The organism is Mycobacterium sp. TY815 (genome assembly GCF_030755135.1).
Classification (GTDB): domain Bacteria; phylum Actinomycetota; class Actinomycetes; order Mycobacteriales; family Mycobacteriaceae; genus Mycobacterium.
Window position 1 is genome coordinate 3,557,542 of record NZ_JAUFRX010000001.1, and the last position, 14,364, is coordinate 3,571,905.

Genomic DNA, 14,364 nt, shown 5'->3' on the forward strand with positions numbered 1-14,364 from the left:
GGGCCGCAATCAGCCTTTCGCCGCGCCCTGGCTGGCCACCGCCGCGGCTCCGGCGGCGGCGGCCTCCGGGTCCAGATAGGTCCCACCAGGGACCTTTGGGCGCAGGTCAGCGTCGAGGTCGTAGCGAAGCGGTATGCCTGTCGGGATGTTCAACCCGACGACGTCGTCGTCGGACATCTGGTCGAGGTACTTGACCAGCGCCCGCAGCGAATTGCCGTGCGCCGCGATGAGCACCGTCTTCCCGGTGCGCAGATCCGGAACGATGACGTCGGTGTAGTAGGGCAGGAACCGGGCCACCACGTCGGCGAGGCATTCGGTGAGCGGCCCGCCGCCGATGTTGGCATAACGGGGGTCGGCGTCCTGGCTGAACTTACTGCCCTTTTCGATGGCCGGCGGCGGCGTGTCATAGCTGCGCCGCCAGGCCATGAACTGCTCTTCGCCGTAACGCTCTTTCGTCGCGGCCTTGTCCAGGCCCTGCAGTGCGCCGTAGTGGCGCTCGTTGAGCCGCCAACTGCGGTGCACCGGGATCCACAACCGGTCCGCGGCGTCCAGTGCCAGGTGCGCGGTACTGATCGCGCGCCGCAGCAACGAGGTGTAGAGCACATCGGGCAGCAGACCCTGCTCGGCCAGCAACTCGCCACCGCGTACAGCCTCGGCGCGGCCCTTTTCCGTCAGGCCGACGTCAACCCAGCCGGTGAAGAGATTGAGGGCGTTCCATTCGCTCTCGCCGTGGCGCAGCAGTACCAGCGTGGCAGTGTCTCCCATGCGGGAAAGTCTCTCACGGGGCCTAGGTTCCGTCGCCGTTCACATCTTCGTCGTCGATCAGATGCGCGAACGCCTGCAGGTTCTTCAGCGACTCGCCCCGGGACACCCGCCATTCCCATTCTTTTTGAATCGACGATCGAAAGCCCAGCTCCAACAGCTTGTTGAAGTCGGTATCCACCGCCTCCAGCACCTGACCCAGCACGCGGTCGATCTCCTCGGAGTCCACGGAGGCCAGCGACATCCGGCCGACGAGGTAAATGTCGCCGACTTTGTCGAGGGTGTAGGCGACGCCGTAGAGCCGGCGGTTGCGCTTGAGCAGGAACCGGTAGACGCCCTCGTGGTTCTCATCGGGCTTGCGGCACACGAACGCCTCCACCCGCACCGAATGCTCGCCGATGCTCAGGATCGTGTTCGTCTTGAGCCTGCGCTCACCGGGCAACTCGACGATGATCCCCGGGAGGCCGCCGCGCGCGCCGTCGTGCTTGGAATACCTCAACTCGCTGGCCTGCAGCGCGTCTTCGATGATCCGCTGGACTTCCGCGGTCATGCACCCACCCCCCGACGTGCGGTCCAACGACGGGGCTTGCGTTTGGCGACAAGCTCACGCACCCGGCGCTGACGTCCCGCGCTGAAATCGTCGATCGCGCGCCGATAGCTGGCCAGCAGCGCGTCGGTGGTGTTCTCCCAGGAGAACGTCGCGGCATGCTTGGCCGCCGCCCTGCTCATCACCCAGCCCTGCGGGCCGGCGCTGACCCGCAGCAGGTGGTCGATCGCGTCCGCCCACTGCCCCACCTCGTGCCCGGCGACCAGCGTGCCGGTAACGCCGTCACGCACCGCGACCGGCAACCCGCCGACCGCGGCGGCGACCACCGGCGTCCCGCAGGCCTGCGCCTCGACCGCCACCAAGCCGAACGACTCCGAATAGCTGGGCACCGCAACCAGGTCGGCCGCGTGGAACAAGGTGGCCAGATCCGAGCGGGACTGCGGGGGCAGGAACGTCACCCGCGAGGCGATACCGAGTTCCTCGGCCAGGTGCGCCAAGCCGTCGGGAGACGCCAGCCCGCTACCGGAGGGCCCACCGGCCACGATGATGCGCACCCCCGGCAGTCGCGCGGCCGCACGCAGCACGATGTCGGGCGCCTTCAGCGGCTGGATGCGCCCCACGAAGGCCACCACCGGCTCGTCGAGCGCCAGTCCCAGTGCGGCCCGGGCAGCCGTGCGGTCGCCCGGCCGAAAAACTTCCAGGTCCACGCCGGGATGCACCACGTCGATCCGGGCCGGATCCGCGCGGTGCAACGAGATCAGTTGGCGCGCTTCGTCTTCGGTGTTCACGATGAGCCGGTCCGCCTCGTCGACGACCTGCTGCTCGCCGACCGTCCGCAGCGGCGGCTCGGCGGTGTCGCCCGCGGCGAGCGCCGCGTTCTTCACCGCGGCCAGCGTGTGCGCCGTGTGCACCAACGGAACCGCCCACCGGTCACGCGCCAACCAGCCGACCTGACCGGACAGCCAGTAGTGCGAGTGGACGATGTCGTAATAACCCGGTTCATGCGCGGCCTCGGCGCGCAGCACGCCCGCGGCGAAGGCGCACAGCTGGGTCGGCAGGTCGTACTTATCGAGACCCTCGAACGGCCCGGCTACCACGTTGCGGACCAGCACGCCGGGCGCGGCTCGCACCACCGGTGGGTCCGCCGAGGCGGTGGCCCGGGTGAAGATTTCCACCTCGATGCCGCGCTTGGCGAGATGTAGCGCGCTTTGCAGCACGTAGACGTTCAGGCCGCCGGCGTCACCGGTGCCGGGCTGCGCCAGCGGGGAGGTGTGCACCGCGAGCAGGGCAACCCGGCGTGGTTCGTCGTCGTACCGCACACTGTCATCTTTACAGCACGCACCGCGGCGTCAGCCCACGCGCATGACTTGGGCAGATCAGACGCCTATTTGGCGATGGCCGTGGGCTCGGAGTCGACGAGCCGGCTACCCAGCGCTCCCGAGCGGCGCATCGCGCCCAGCGGGTCGGCATACAGCCCGTCCAGTGAGACGATTCCCGCCCCGGCCTCCTGCACGCGGTTACCGAAGGCCGTGACGCGGATGTCGCGCGGCGCCAGCACCGAACGCTCGGTGAAGGCGGCCTCGACCTCCGCCATGCCCTCGGGATATTCCGTGAACGCCTGACCGCCGACCACCACTTCGTCGGGATTGAGCATGTCGCGCAGCAGCGCCACTGCCCCGCCGAGCACCCGCGCCCGCTCCGACAACAGTTCCCTGGCCTGCTCGTTGCCGGCCCGCGCCACCCGCAGCAGGTCCGCCATCGCGGTCGTCGAGGCACCGGGACGGTTGGCGGGAGCCACCCCAGGCAGGATCCGGAGCCGACGGGCGGCGGCCAGCACCGCCTCGTCGCTGACCGTGGCTTCCAGCTGTCCCGAACCGCCCAGCAACTCCGATTGCACCGGCAGCGGCGCAATGGTGCCCGGCCCACTCGCCGGGCAATGCACGCGCCCGTCGATCACCAGCGCATAGCCCACAGTTTCACGGGCGTACACGTACAGGCTGGTCGACGTACCGGGCGCGAATCTGCGCATTCCCAGCAGCAGTTCGGCGCCCGCCATGGCGTCCACGTGGGACGCCACCGAGACCGGCAGGCCGAGCGCATCGGCCAGCACCGGCCCGACAGGAGCCTGCCGCCAGCCCAGTCGGGGGTGGTCCACCAGACCGGTTGCGCTGTCCACGGTGCCGCCGATCGCCACGCCGGCCCACAACGCGCGCCGCCGGTGCCAGCGGCGCAGATAGCGACTGGCGCTGTGCGACAGCGACGTCAGCGCGGAGCCCGCGGCGTTGAGTGGCGTCGGAGTCTCGACTGTGTCCAGCGTGCGGCCGAACAGGTCGGTGGCCACGATGCTGGTGGTGCGCGCACCGATGTGAATGCCGAGGGTGACGAAGGGCTCGTGGTTCACCTCCACCGGAACCCGCGGACGCCCGATCGCTCCGGAGACCGCCAAGTCGGCGCGTTCACGCAGGAGCCCGGCATCGAGCAACGCGATGACCTGGCGGTTCACCGTGGCGATGCTCAGCGAGGTGACGTTGGCGATGACGTCGCGGCCGACGGGTCCGCGCAACCGTACGGCGCGAAACACCGACGCCGCGGCGGAGTCCGACAGGTGCAACGCCGGAGGCACGACCTGGCGGTATGCCCGCAACGGTTCGTTAAGCCCCGTGCGGCTGTGCGATTGGTGGGTGAGAGTAGTCGAGTGCACTGGCAGTCCTTTTACGAGTTCCTATGGCCGGGTCCCTGGCCACACCCGCGACTTGCGTCAGTTCAGGCGCGGCAAAGTGCGCGACAACAACACGCGCCCGCGTGGAGACACGCGGTCGTCGTGCGGAACGAGGCACTGCAGTACACACCGAAAATTTAGCACGTTTATTAGAGTTGTCCCGATGAGTTCCCCCGACCCGCAGAAACCCGTCGCCGTGGTGACCGGAGCCAGTTCCGGGATCGGCGAGGCCACTGCGAAAGTCCTTGCCGCACAAGGCTTTCATGTGGTTGCAGTGGCACGCCGGGCAGACCGGATCCACGCACTGGCGACCGAGATCGGTGGCACCGGCGTTGTGGCCGACGTCACAAAAGACGATGACGTGGCAGCGTTGGCCAGCGGACTTGACCGGGTCGACGTGCTGGTCAACAACGCCGGCGGCGCCAAGGGTCTGGCCCCGGTCGCGGATGCCGACATGGAGCACTGGCGCTGGATGTGGGAGACCAACGTGCTGGGCACCCTGCGAATCACCCGGGCCCTGCTGCCGAAACTGATCCAGTCCGGCGACGGACTGATCGTCACCGTGACTTCGATTGCGGCGCTTGAGATTTACGACGGCGGGGCGGGCTACACGGCAGCCAAGCACGCGCAGGGCGCCCTGCACCGCACGCTGCGCGGGGAACTACTGGGAAAGCCGGTGCGGCTCACCGAGATTGCCCCCGGCGCGGTGGAGACCGAATTCTCGCTGGTTCGGTTCGACGGCGACGAGCAACGCGCGGATGCTGTCTACACGGGGATGACGCCGCTGGTGGCCGCCGACGTCGCCGAGGTCATCGGGTTCGTGGCATCGAGGCCCCCACACGTGAACCTGGACCAGATCATCATCCGGCCCAGAGACCAGGCTTCGGCAACCCGGAAGTTCAACCACCTGGCCCAGAACTAGGCGCGGTCGTACTGGTCGTCGTCGTGGTGGTCGTCGTCGGGGTCGTCGGGGTGCCCGAGAGGCTGGGCGCCGTTGACGGGGTGGCCGGCGCCGTGACGGGGATCTGGGTGCCCGGAGCGCGTCCCGACGGCGCCGGCAGCGCCGACATCGACAACCAGGTGTCCCAGTCCACTGCCCAGTCCCAGATGTCGCCGTCGGCGTAGGAGAGCTGGATGGAGCTGCCGGTCACCTCGACCGGGTCGCCGTACATCGCCGTCGGGAAGTACTCCGCGGCGTCGGCCGTCGACAGGTTGATACAACCGTTGGTCACGTTGCTGTTGCCCTGGGCACCGGCACTCGACGGGTTGGCGTGGATGAACTCGCCGTTGTTGGAGATCCGCACCGCCCAGCGCTCGTGCACGTTGCTGTAACCGGCGGCGGGATTGGACATGTAGAAGTCGGCGTATTTCTCGGTGACTACGTGGATACCGTTGCGGGTGACGTTGCGGGCCTTGTCGGCCTCGCCGTAGCTGCACGGGAAGTCCATGATCACGCCGGCGTCGGTGACCACCTGGATCCGGTGCGAGGAGACCTCCGCCTTCACGACCTGCCGACGGCCGATCTGGATATTCAGCGACATGTCCTGCAGCCCGTAGGCACCGTCGCCGAACGGCAACCCGTAAAACTTCGCGTCGACGTTGACGGTGGTACCGGCCGGGTAGTACTCGCGCGGCCGGTAGTGGATGCGGGCGCCCTGGGACTCATCGGGCAACCACGCCCAGCTGCCCTCGACCGGCGGGTTGGTCTTGATGGTCAGCGCCCGCTCGACGGCGGCCTTGTCGCTGATCGGTGAGTCGAACTGGATGATGATGGGTGCAGCGACCCCGACGGTCTGGCCGTCGGCCAGCTGGAAGCCGCCGTCGATCTTCTTCTTCGGCGTCACGGTGATGAACTTGCCCGCCACCGGGATGGTCTTGCCGTCGTGGCCCACGGCCGACCCACTCCAGTTATAGGTGGTGTCGTAGCCCAGCGGCTCGGTCGTCATGAACACGGTGCGGTCCTGGTTGAACGTGCCCGCGACGGGCTTTCCCGCCGAGTTCGTCAGGGCGACCTTCTGGAACCACCCGTCGGTGACCGTGACGCTGATCGGCGCGATGGGCACCACATCTTCGGTGGCGTTCGCCGGCTGGTAGGTCAGCTTGGGCGCAGCCGGCGGCTTCTTCTCGGACTGCGGAGTGATCTTGCCGCCCGCACACGCGGCCAGGACGCTCGGCGCGAACACCCCGAGGCCGATAGCCGCCAGAGCCGCGCGCCGATTGATCGGCCCCTGGCTCGAAGGGGTGCTGGAGGTGGTCACAAACGACAAAGATACCGGGCGAGATGCCCTCTCCCCCACTGCGAAGATGCATAGCGGGATGTCTCGCGCCCGAAAATAACAGCTACAACGCGCATCCGACCAGGACAGGCTCGGGTTCCAGTGTGATACCAAACACGTCACGAACTCCGTCACGAACGGTGCGCGCCAGTACTATCACGTCCTCCGCGGTGGCATTTCCGCGGTTGGTGAGAGCGAGGGCGTGCTTGGTGGACAGCCGGCACGGCGCGTCCTCGCCGGGAAACCCTTTCCCGAAACCGGCGCGTTCCACCAGCCAGCCCGCGGCCAGCTTGACCCCGTCCGGCGCCGGGTAGTTCGGGACCGGCCCCGCGGTCGCTGCCGCCAGCCGCGCGTAGTCCTCCGGCGCGACCACCGGGTTGGTGAAGAACGAGCCCACGCTCCAGGTGTCGTGATCGTCGGCGTCGAGCACCATTCCCTTGCGGGCGCGCAGCGCCAGCACCGCCTCGCGAACCGAACGGGGGTCGCTGCGCTCCCCGGCGGCGACACCCAGCGCCGCGGTCAGCTCCGCGTAGCGCAACGGCGCGCTGCGGCCGGAGCCATCCAGCGCGAACTCGACGTCCAGCACGATGGCGGGCAGCTCGAGCCCGTCGGCCCGCTTGAGCACGCTGGTGCGGTACCCGAACCGCAACTCCTCGGCGGGCACCCAGCGCACCTCGCCGCTGTGCCGATCCAGCAGCCTGACCCGGGTGATGGTGTCCGACACCTCCACGCCGTACGCACCGACGTTCTGCACCGGCGTCGCCCCGGCCGAGCCGGGGATGCCCGACAGGCACTCCAGCCCGCCCAGGCCGTGTTCGATGGACCGCACCACCACGTCGTCCCACACCGCACCCGCTCCGGCGCGCACCAGGGTGCCGTCGACGTCGATGCCGGTGTTGGCCAACCGGACCACGGTGAGGTCCGCCAGCCCATCGCCGATCACCAGATTAGAGCCGCCAGCAAACACCAAGACGGGGCCACCATCCGAGCCGTGAGCTTGCGAATCCAGCGCCCGCAACACGGCGATCACCTGATCGCTGCTGTCACAGGTGATTACGCGCCGCGCCACTGGACCCACCCGCAGCGTGGTCAACGGCGCAAGCGGCACCGACTCCGCCACGTGCGCGCCGGCAAATAACGATCCGACTTCCCGCTTCATGTGCTCCGTTTCATGGCCCCGTAACGGTAGCGTTTTCTGTTATGCCGCGTTCATTCGACATGTCGGCCGACTACGAGGGCACCGTCCGAGACGTCCACCAGGCCTTCCATGACTTGGCTTATTGGGAGGGACGGCTCGCCGAAACCCCGGTCGACGTTGCCAGCTTGGAGTCGATGCGAATCGGTGGCGAGTCCGGCGATGACGGCACCATTGAGGTCATCACGCATCAGACGATGCTCAGTCAGAACCTGCCCGCGCTGGTCACGCAGCTGCACCGAGGCGACCTGTGCGTGCGGCGCGAGGAATCATGGGGCCCCATCCGGGACGGCATCGCGACCGCGTCCATCGCCGGATCGATCGTCGGTGCGCCGGTCAACCTGTGGGGTACGGCGCTGCTACAGCCGGTCGCCGAATCCGGCAAGGCCCGGATGACGCTGCAGCTCACCATCCAGGTACGCGTCCCCTTCATCGGCGGAAAGCTGGAGCGCATCATCGGCAACGAACTCGGCCAGCTGGTGACCATCGAGCAGCGCTTCACCACGCTGTGGCTGACCAACGGGGGCGAAGCTACGTCGCGCAACGGGACCGGCTGACCACCCTCCGGTTGCCTAAGCTGGCGTTCATGCGAATCGCTGTGGCCCAGATTCTCAGCGGCACCGACCCCGCCGCAAATCTGCAGCTGGTGCGCGACTACGCCCAGCGCGCCGCAGACGGCGGCGCCCGCCTGGTGGTGTTCCCGGAAGCCACCATGTGCCGGTTCGGGGTCCCGTTGGCGCCCATCGCCGAGCCGGTCGACGGCCCATGGGCCGACGGGGTCCGACGGATCGCCGCAGACACCGGCATCACCGTGGTCGCGGGCATGTTCGCACCGTCCGGCGACGGCCGGATCACCAACACCCTGATCGCGGCCGGGCCCGGCACGCCCAACGAGCCGGACGCACATTACGACAAGATTCACCTCTACGACGCATTCGGATTCACCGAATCGCGCACCGTGGCGCCCGGGTTGCAACCGGTGGTGATCGAGGTCGACGGCGTCCGGGTGGGTCTGACGCTGTGCTACGACATTCGATTTCCCGCGCTCTACACCGAGTTGGCCGACCGCGGCGCCGAGCTGATTGTGGTGTGCGCGTCCTGGGGCTCCGGACCGGGCAAACTCGAGCAGTGGACGCTGCTGGCCCGCGCGCGGGCATTGGATTCGACCTGCTTCGTCATCGCCGCCGGCCAGGCCGACCCGGGCGACGCCGTGAGCCGTTCGGGGGCGCCCACGGGCGTCGGAGGCAGCCTGGTGGCGTCGCCGTGGGGGGAAGTCGAGGCGTCTGCCGGCTCAGAGCCGCAACTGATTCTCGCGGACCTCGACCTCGACAAAATCGCGAAGGCCCGGGACAGCATCGGGGTGCTGCGCAACCGCTCCGACTTCATTCATATCGATAGGGCAGAATCGCGAACGTGACGACTCCGCAGGGACCACGCAACGAAGGCCCATCAGGATGGGCGCGTCCGGGCGACCAGGGACCACTGGGCCGGCCGCCGGCCCCCGCGGATCCCTCAACCGGGCGACTGCATCCCGGCGACCCGCGCGGAGGACTAGGACAGCAGCCGCCGTCCACTCCGCCGCCGCCGTCGCAACAGGCTGAGGCCACCGACCACATGGCCGCCGCGAGCGCCGACACCCGGCGGATAACCCCCACTCCGCCACCCATGCCCGGCGGTGACCGCACCACACCGATCGCGCAGCCGACAGACGAGGCCGGCGAGGTCAAGAAGAAGAAGCGCTCGAGGCGCGACCCGCTGGCCATCCTGCTGGTCCTGATCATCGTGTTCTCGCTGGTGATCGCGGGTTTGATCGGCGCCGAGCTCTACGTCCGCCATGAGGCCAACAACAAGGTCGCAGCGGCGACCGCATGCGTGGTGAAGGACCAGGCCACCGCGTCGTTCGGGGTGACGCCGCTGGTGTTGTGGCAGGTGGCCACCGACCATTACACCAACATCAAGATCGAGACGGCCGGTAACCAGATCCGCGACGCCAAGGGCATGAAGCTGCAGCTCAACATCCAGGACGTCAACATCGAGAACAAGCCCGATTCCAAGGGCACGATCGGCGCGCTGGACGCCACGATCACCTGGACCGCCCAGGGCATCAAGGAGTCGGTGCAGAACGCGATCCCGATTCTGGGTGAATTCGTCACCAGCAGCGTGGTCACCCACCCCAAGGACAACACCGTCGAACTCAAGGGCATGCTCAACGACATCGTCGCCAAGCCGGTGGTGACCGCCAATGGCGGCATCGAGCTGCAGATCGTCAGTTTCAACACGCTGGGCTTCTCGCTGCCCAAGGAGTCCGTGCAGTCGACGCTGAACGACTACACCTCGAGTTTGACCAAGAATTACCCGCTCGGTGTCAAGGCGGAGAGCATCGAAGTCACCGACACCGGCGTGGTGGCCAAGTTCGCCGCCCGCAACGCCACCATCCCGACCGGCAACACCGACCCCTGCCTGGCCGATCTGTAAGTTAACCCAGGCCGTCCAGTACGGCCCGGGTACCGGACAGACCCAACCGGGTCGCTCCGGCGTCCACCATGGCGAGCGCGTCGGCGGCGGTACGGATGCCGCCGCTGGCCTTGACGCCCAACCGACCGCCCACCGTCGCGGCCATCACCTCGACGGCGTGCACCGATGCGCCGCCGGAGGGATGAAACCCGGTTGAGGTCTTGACGAAGTCGGCGCCGGCTTCCTCGGACACCCGGCAGACCGCAGCCAGGGTGTCGTCGCCGGCGAAGGCAAGCAGCGCCGCGGACTCGACGATCACTTTCAGCACGGCGCCGGTTGCGGCGGCGCGTACCGCGGCGACGTCGGCGCGTACCGCGTCGAATCGGCCGGCCAGTGCCGCCCCGACGTCGATGACCATGTCGATCTCGACGGCACCGGCAGCCACCGCCGCGGCCGCCTCCTGAGCCTTGATCGTGGACAGATGCTTACCGGACGGAAAGCCGGCTACCGCGGCAACCCGGACACCCCGCCCGACGGCGACCGGCACCATCGACGGGGAGACGCACACGGCGTAGACGCCGAGGTCGGCGCCTTCGGCAACCAGAGCGGCTACGTCGGCGTCGGTGGCCTCCGGTTTGAGCAGGGTGTGATCGACCAGTGCGGCGAGCTGGTCACGGGTCAGTGGGCCGCTCATCAGAAGGGCTCCTCCGCGGCACCCGGATTACAGCGGGACGCGACCATCTCGGCGTCGTCGACGACCGGGCGCCAGGGTTCGAGGTTCCAGCTGGTTTTGCCGGGCTGCGCGATCTCGGCGAACTGCCAGTGGCAGACGAACTGCGCGCGCATGCCCGGTGTGTCGGCGTCAGGTGATCGCGCCAGCACCTCGGACCAGGCCTCGTCAGCGGCGTCCGGATAGGCGCCGGTGGTTCCCCACATCCGGGCCGTAGCGCGCCCCGCGGGCGTCGGATAGACCCGCAGGCTGGAATGCCCGCCCCAGTCGGCCCATTGGGTGTGATCCACGAAAGGTGGCGCATACGACGCGCCCGCCGGGCCCCCCGTGCCGGGTTCGGCCTGTGCGGGCGCAGCGCCCAGCAGCGAAATGAGCGCCGCCGCCGGCGCCACCAGCACGACCTTCATCCGCTAGCGCGACTTGCCCTGCACTTCGAGAAGCTTGGGACGCACGTCGACCAGGTACACGCCCGTGGCGACCGCGGCCGCCGCGATGGCCATCACACCGAAAATGCCGTACAGGATGGTGATCAGCGCGATCGCGCTTCCGAGGATCACCAGCCACAGGGGCTTGGTCTGCTTGTCGGCGGCGGTATATGCGTCTGAGCGCTGCAACGCGGCGTGTACAAACGCGTACACCGTCACCACGGCGACGGCGACCCACAGAACGAACATCACGGTACCTACGGCTTGCACGCTCATAAGACTATGCGGGCCGCCGCAAAAACGTCGACTCCAAGTCGCCGACCAGCGGCGACTTGGAGTCGAGTGGTGTTTCTCTGGTCCAAGCCGCCCGATCCAGCGGCGACTTGGAGTCGAGTGGTGTTTCTGTAGGCCGGTTACCCGGACTTACTTCTGGGTGACCTTCTTGGCCGGAGCCTTCTTGGCCGGAGCCTTCTTGGCCGGAGCAGCCTTCTTGGCCGGAGCGGCCTTCTTGGCCGGGGCGGCCTTCTTGGCCGGAGCCTCCGCCTTCTTCGGCAGCTCGATGCCGACCAGCTTGGCGGCACGCTCACCGACGGCGCGGGTCTGCGTCGCAACGGTGCCCAGCGCCTCCTGAGTCAGCTCCACGGCCTGGTCGACGTAGCCCTCGGCACGAGCCGAAGCGTCCTCGAAGGCCGACTGGCTGCGCAGCCGCTCGAGAGCAGCCTCGCCGCGCTCGACCAGCTCGTTGTACCGGCTGGTGGCAGCCTCGACGTAACCTTCCGCAGCCTTGCGCAGCTCGTCAGCGGTGAAACGCTCGCGCAGCTCGGTCAGCTGCTCGGGCAGGTCCTCCTGCAGCTTGGTCAGGCGAGCACGGCTCTCCTCAACGCGGCTGCGGGTGTCGGTACGGGTCTCCTCGGCGCGCTCACGCAGCGTGGTGCGGGTCTCCTCGGCGCGGTCGCGCAGAGTCGCGATCAGGTCGTTGACGGTGGCCAGGGCCAGGTCGGCGGCACCGAGCGCGGCCAGCAGCGGCGCTTTCAGGTCCTCAATGTTCGTGTTCTCAGCCATGATGTTTCCTTTCTTTGATTTCGATATCGGGGTTAGTGCTAAATGGTTGAAAATTGGGGCAAGTTCGGCTCCTCTGGGCAGGAAATGTCAAGACCCGCGGATTGACACTGGTGCGCGACTTGCTGGAAACCTCCTGGTGGTCGGGTCGGTCGGGACCGATGACTTCCGTGTCATCCAGATCACTGTCAGTCGTCGTCGGATTCGCTCGGACACTCCTCACGATTCGCCTCGTTCTGCTGCGTGAAGGACGCGTAGATGTCCAGCAGAACCTGCTTCTGACGCTCGGTGATAGCTGTGTCGGTGACGATGGCGTCCCGCACCTGACTCGTCTCGCTGGGCTCGAGAATCCCGGCCCGTACATAGAGAACCTCAGCCGAAACCCGCAGCGCTTTGGCGATCTGGGCCAGAACGTCGGCCGACGGCTTGCGCAGCCCACGCTCGACCTGGCTCAGATAAGGGTTGCTGACACCCGACCTTTCGGCAAGCTGCCGCATCGAGACCTGAGCGGTCTCACGCTGCGACCGGATGAAGCTGCCGATGTCGGAGGCCACGTCAGAGGCTTTTGTGGACACCTTGGTGCCCAGCTTCTCCTCCGGCGTCATCGGTTACTCCTGCGTCAGATTTTGTTTGCTTACGCCCATCAGGGTACGGAGGAGTGCTTGCTATTGCAAGCAGTCTGTTAGCACTTTTCAGAAGAGCAGCTGCGCGATGGCATAGATGGCCAGACCGGCGAGCGCGCCCACCACAGTCCCGTTGATCCGGATAAATTGCAGGTCACGGCCCACATGCAGTTCGATTCGGCGGCTTGCTTCCTGCGCGTCCCAGCGCTCGATCGTCTCGGTGATGATCGCTGTGATCTCCACCCCATATTGCGAAACGAGGTGCTGAGCGGCCCGAACCATCCACCCGTCGACCTTGTCGCGGAGCCCCGCGTCATCCCGCAACGAGGCCCCGATGCGGATCACCGTGTCGGCGATCCGGGTGCGCAACGTGCTGGACGGGTCGTCGACGCCCTCGAGCACCAATCGCTTGAGGGTGGTCCATGCCGTCTCGGCGGCTCGCGCCACCTCGTCGCGGGCCATCAATTGCTCTTTGACGGCGTCGGCGCGCGCGATCGTGTCGCTGTCGTTCTGCAGGTCGTCGGCGAATTCGAACAGGAAGCGCGTAGCTGATCGACGCAGTTCGTGGTCGGGGTTACGCCGCACCTTGTCGGTGAAGTCCATCAGCTCGCGATGGATCCGATCGCCCACCAGGTGGTCGACAAAGCGCGGTGACCAGGTCGGCGAGTCACGCTCGACGACCCGCTGAATCACCACCCCGGCATTCAGAGACCACTGGAACGCACGGTCGGCCAGCAATTGGATCAGGGCTTCCTGACGATTCTCGACCAGCAGCGTCTGCAATACCCGGCCCACCGGCGGACCCCACTGCGGCTCGGCGATGCGGCGCACGATCATCCGGTCGATCACCTGCTGGACGTCTTCGTCCCGCAGCAGCTCGACCAGCACGCGCAGCACGGTCGACACCTCGCCGGCCACCCGTTGCGCATGCGCAGGCTCGCAGAGCCATTTGCCCAGCCGACTGGGCACCTGGGCGTCGCGCAGCTTGGTCTCGACCACCTCCGCCGAGAGGAAGTTCTCCCGCACGAAGGTGCCCAGGCCCTCGCCGAGCTGGTCCTTCTTGCGCTTGATGATGGCGGTGTGCGGGATCGGAATCCCCAGCGGATGCTTGAACAGCGCGGTCACCGCGAACCAGTCCGCCAGGGCGCCCACCATGCCCGCCTCCGCCGCAGCGCCGACGTAACCGACCCACACCGGCGCGGTGCCGTGCGCATTGGCCCACCGGCACACCAGGAACACCACGGTGGCGCCGATCAGAAAACTCAGCGCCACCGCCTTCATCCGGCGCAGCGCCGCGCGCCGCTGCGCGTCCGCCTCGGAATCGGCGCCGGCGAATGACTCCGCAAAGGATGTCCGATTCCCCCGCCCGCCGCCCATTCCCGGCCCCGGCGGCGGAGCCGGGGGTGCCGCTGCCGGCAAGGCTCTGTATGCCACCAGACCATCATCCGCTATCGAAACCACCGGTTAGTGTTACCCACACTGTTCGGAAGCCTCACGCAGTCCGGTCGCTCGGGCATCCGGGCGCCCGCAAGCCGTAGTATCGATGCGTCCAGGTAGTGAATGGGAATCGGCGA

Annotated in this window: 16 protein-coding genes; 4 read left to right on the forward strand and 12 right to left on the reverse strand. The window is 67.6% G+C overall.

What is annotated here, in order from left to right; all coding sequences use genetic code 11:
- Nucleotides 1-9: 9 nt before the first annotated feature.
- The 4 genes from QXK92_RS15420 to QXK92_RS15435 all read right to left on the reverse strand — a co-directional run bounded on the left by QXK92_RS15420 (nt 10) and on the right by QXK92_RS15435 (nt 4,010).
- Nucleotides 10-765: a phosphoglyceromutase gene (locus QXK92_RS15420; RefSeq protein ID WP_306242569.1), complete on the reverse strand. Its 756-nt coding sequence runs from the start codon at nt 763-765 to the stop codon at nt 10-12.
- A 22-nt stretch (nt 766-787) separates the two neighbouring features.
- A complete protein-coding gene (locus QXK92_RS15425) occupies nt 788-1,312 on the reverse strand; it encodes a YbjN domain-containing protein (protein WP_306242572.1) in 525 nt (174 codons plus the stop codon).
- Complete coding sequence (gene mshA / locus QXK92_RS15430) at nt 1,309-2,628, reverse strand: D-inositol-3-phosphate glycosyltransferase (RefSeq protein ID WP_306242574.1); 1,320 nt, start codon at nt 2,626-2,628, stop codon at nt 1,309-1,311. The genes QXK92_RS15425 and mshA overlap by 4 nt, the downstream gene beginning before the upstream one ends.
- Nucleotides 2,629-2,693: 65 nt before the next feature.
- Nucleotides 2,694-4,010 carry an ROK family transcriptional regulator gene (locus QXK92_RS15435; RefSeq protein WP_306242575.1) on the reverse strand — a complete coding sequence of 439 codons (1,317 nt, stop codon included), beginning with the start codon at nt 4,008-4,010 and terminating at the stop codon, nt 2,694-2,696.
- A gap of 181 nt (nt 4,011-4,191) precedes the next feature.
- On the opposite strand from QXK92_RS15435, the gene QXK92_RS15440 reads away from it, so the two are divergent.
- Nucleotides 4,192-4,950: an SDR family oxidoreductase gene (locus QXK92_RS15440; RefSeq protein WP_306242577.1), complete on the forward strand. Its 759-nt coding sequence runs from the start codon at nt 4,192-4,194 to the stop codon at nt 4,948-4,950.
- Here QXK92_RS15440 and QXK92_RS15445 read toward each other — a convergent pair.
- Nucleotides 4,928-6,325: an Ig-like domain-containing protein gene (locus QXK92_RS15445; protein WP_306242579.1), complete on the reverse strand. Its 1,398-nt coding sequence runs from the start codon at nt 6,323-6,325 to the stop codon at nt 4,928-4,930. The genes QXK92_RS15440 and QXK92_RS15445 overlap by 23 nt on opposite strands.
- A gap of 43 nt (nt 6,326-6,368) precedes the next feature.
- Nucleotides 6,369-7,463: a UDP-N-acetylmuramate dehydrogenase gene (locus QXK92_RS15450; RefSeq protein ID WP_306242581.1), complete on the reverse strand. Its 1,095-nt coding sequence runs from the start codon at nt 7,461-7,463 to the stop codon at nt 6,369-6,371.
- Between the two features lie 41 nt (nt 7,464-7,504).
- Between QXK92_RS15450 and QXK92_RS15455 the strand changes: the two genes are divergently transcribed.
- From QXK92_RS15455 to QXK92_RS15465, 3 genes are read left to right on the forward strand one after another with little or no spacing between them, the layout of a single operon-like run.
- Nucleotides 7,505-8,056, forward strand: a complete 552-nt coding sequence (locus QXK92_RS15455) for a DUF2505 domain-containing protein (RefSeq protein WP_306242583.1) — start codon at nt 7,505-7,507, stop codon at nt 8,054-8,056.
- A gap of 29 nt (nt 8,057-8,085) precedes the next feature.
- The gene (locus QXK92_RS15460) at nt 8,086-8,916 is read left to right on the forward strand and encodes a carbon-nitrogen hydrolase family protein (RefSeq protein WP_306242586.1); all 831 of its coding nucleotides are present in this window, start codon (nt 8,086-8,088) and stop codon (nt 8,914-8,916) included.
- Entirely contained in the window at nt 8,913-9,974 is a 1,062-nt protein-coding gene (locus QXK92_RS15465) for an LmeA family phospholipid-binding protein (RefSeq protein ID WP_306242588.1), read from the forward strand. The genes QXK92_RS15460 and QXK92_RS15465 overlap by 4 nt, the downstream gene beginning before the upstream one ends.
- Nucleotide 9,975: 1 nt before the next feature.
- Here the strand turns inward: QXK92_RS15465 and deoC are convergent, their stop codons facing one another.
- The 6 genes from deoC to QXK92_RS15495 form a co-directional block, all read right to left on the reverse strand.
- A complete protein-coding gene (gene deoC / locus QXK92_RS15470; protein WP_306242590.1) occupies nt 9,976-10,647 on the reverse strand; it encodes a deoxyribose-phosphate aldolase in 672 nt (223 codons plus the stop codon).
- Entirely contained in the window at nt 10,647-11,090 is a 444-nt protein-coding gene (locus QXK92_RS15475) for a DUF2599 domain-containing protein (RefSeq protein ID WP_306242591.1), read from the reverse strand. Before QXK92_RS15475 ends, deoC begins: the two co-directional genes overlap by 1 nt.
- A gap of 3 nt (nt 11,091-11,093) precedes the next feature.
- A complete protein-coding gene (locus QXK92_RS15480; protein ID WP_306242593.1) occupies nt 11,094-11,384 on the reverse strand; it encodes a DUF2516 family protein in 291 nt (96 codons plus the stop codon).
- 147 nt (nt 11,385-11,531) lie between these two features.
- Nucleotides 11,532-12,170 (reverse strand): heparin-binding hemagglutinin HbhA, encoded by a 639-nt coding sequence (gene hbhA / locus QXK92_RS15485; protein WP_306242594.1) that lies wholly within the window; start codon nt 12,168-12,170, stop codon nt 11,532-11,534.
- 185 nt (nt 12,171-12,355) lie between these two features.
- On the reverse strand, nt 12,356-12,772 hold the full coding sequence (locus QXK92_RS15490) for a helix-turn-helix domain-containing protein (protein WP_306242596.1): 417 nt from the start codon (nt 12,770-12,772) through the stop codon (nt 12,356-12,358).
- 87 nt (nt 12,773-12,859) lie between these two features.
- Nucleotides 12,860-14,227 (reverse strand): DUF445 domain-containing protein, encoded by a 1,368-nt coding sequence (locus tag QXK92_RS15495; RefSeq protein WP_371934558.1) that lies wholly within the window; start codon nt 14,225-14,227, stop codon nt 12,860-12,862.
- Nucleotides 14,228-14,364: the final 137 nt, after the last annotated feature.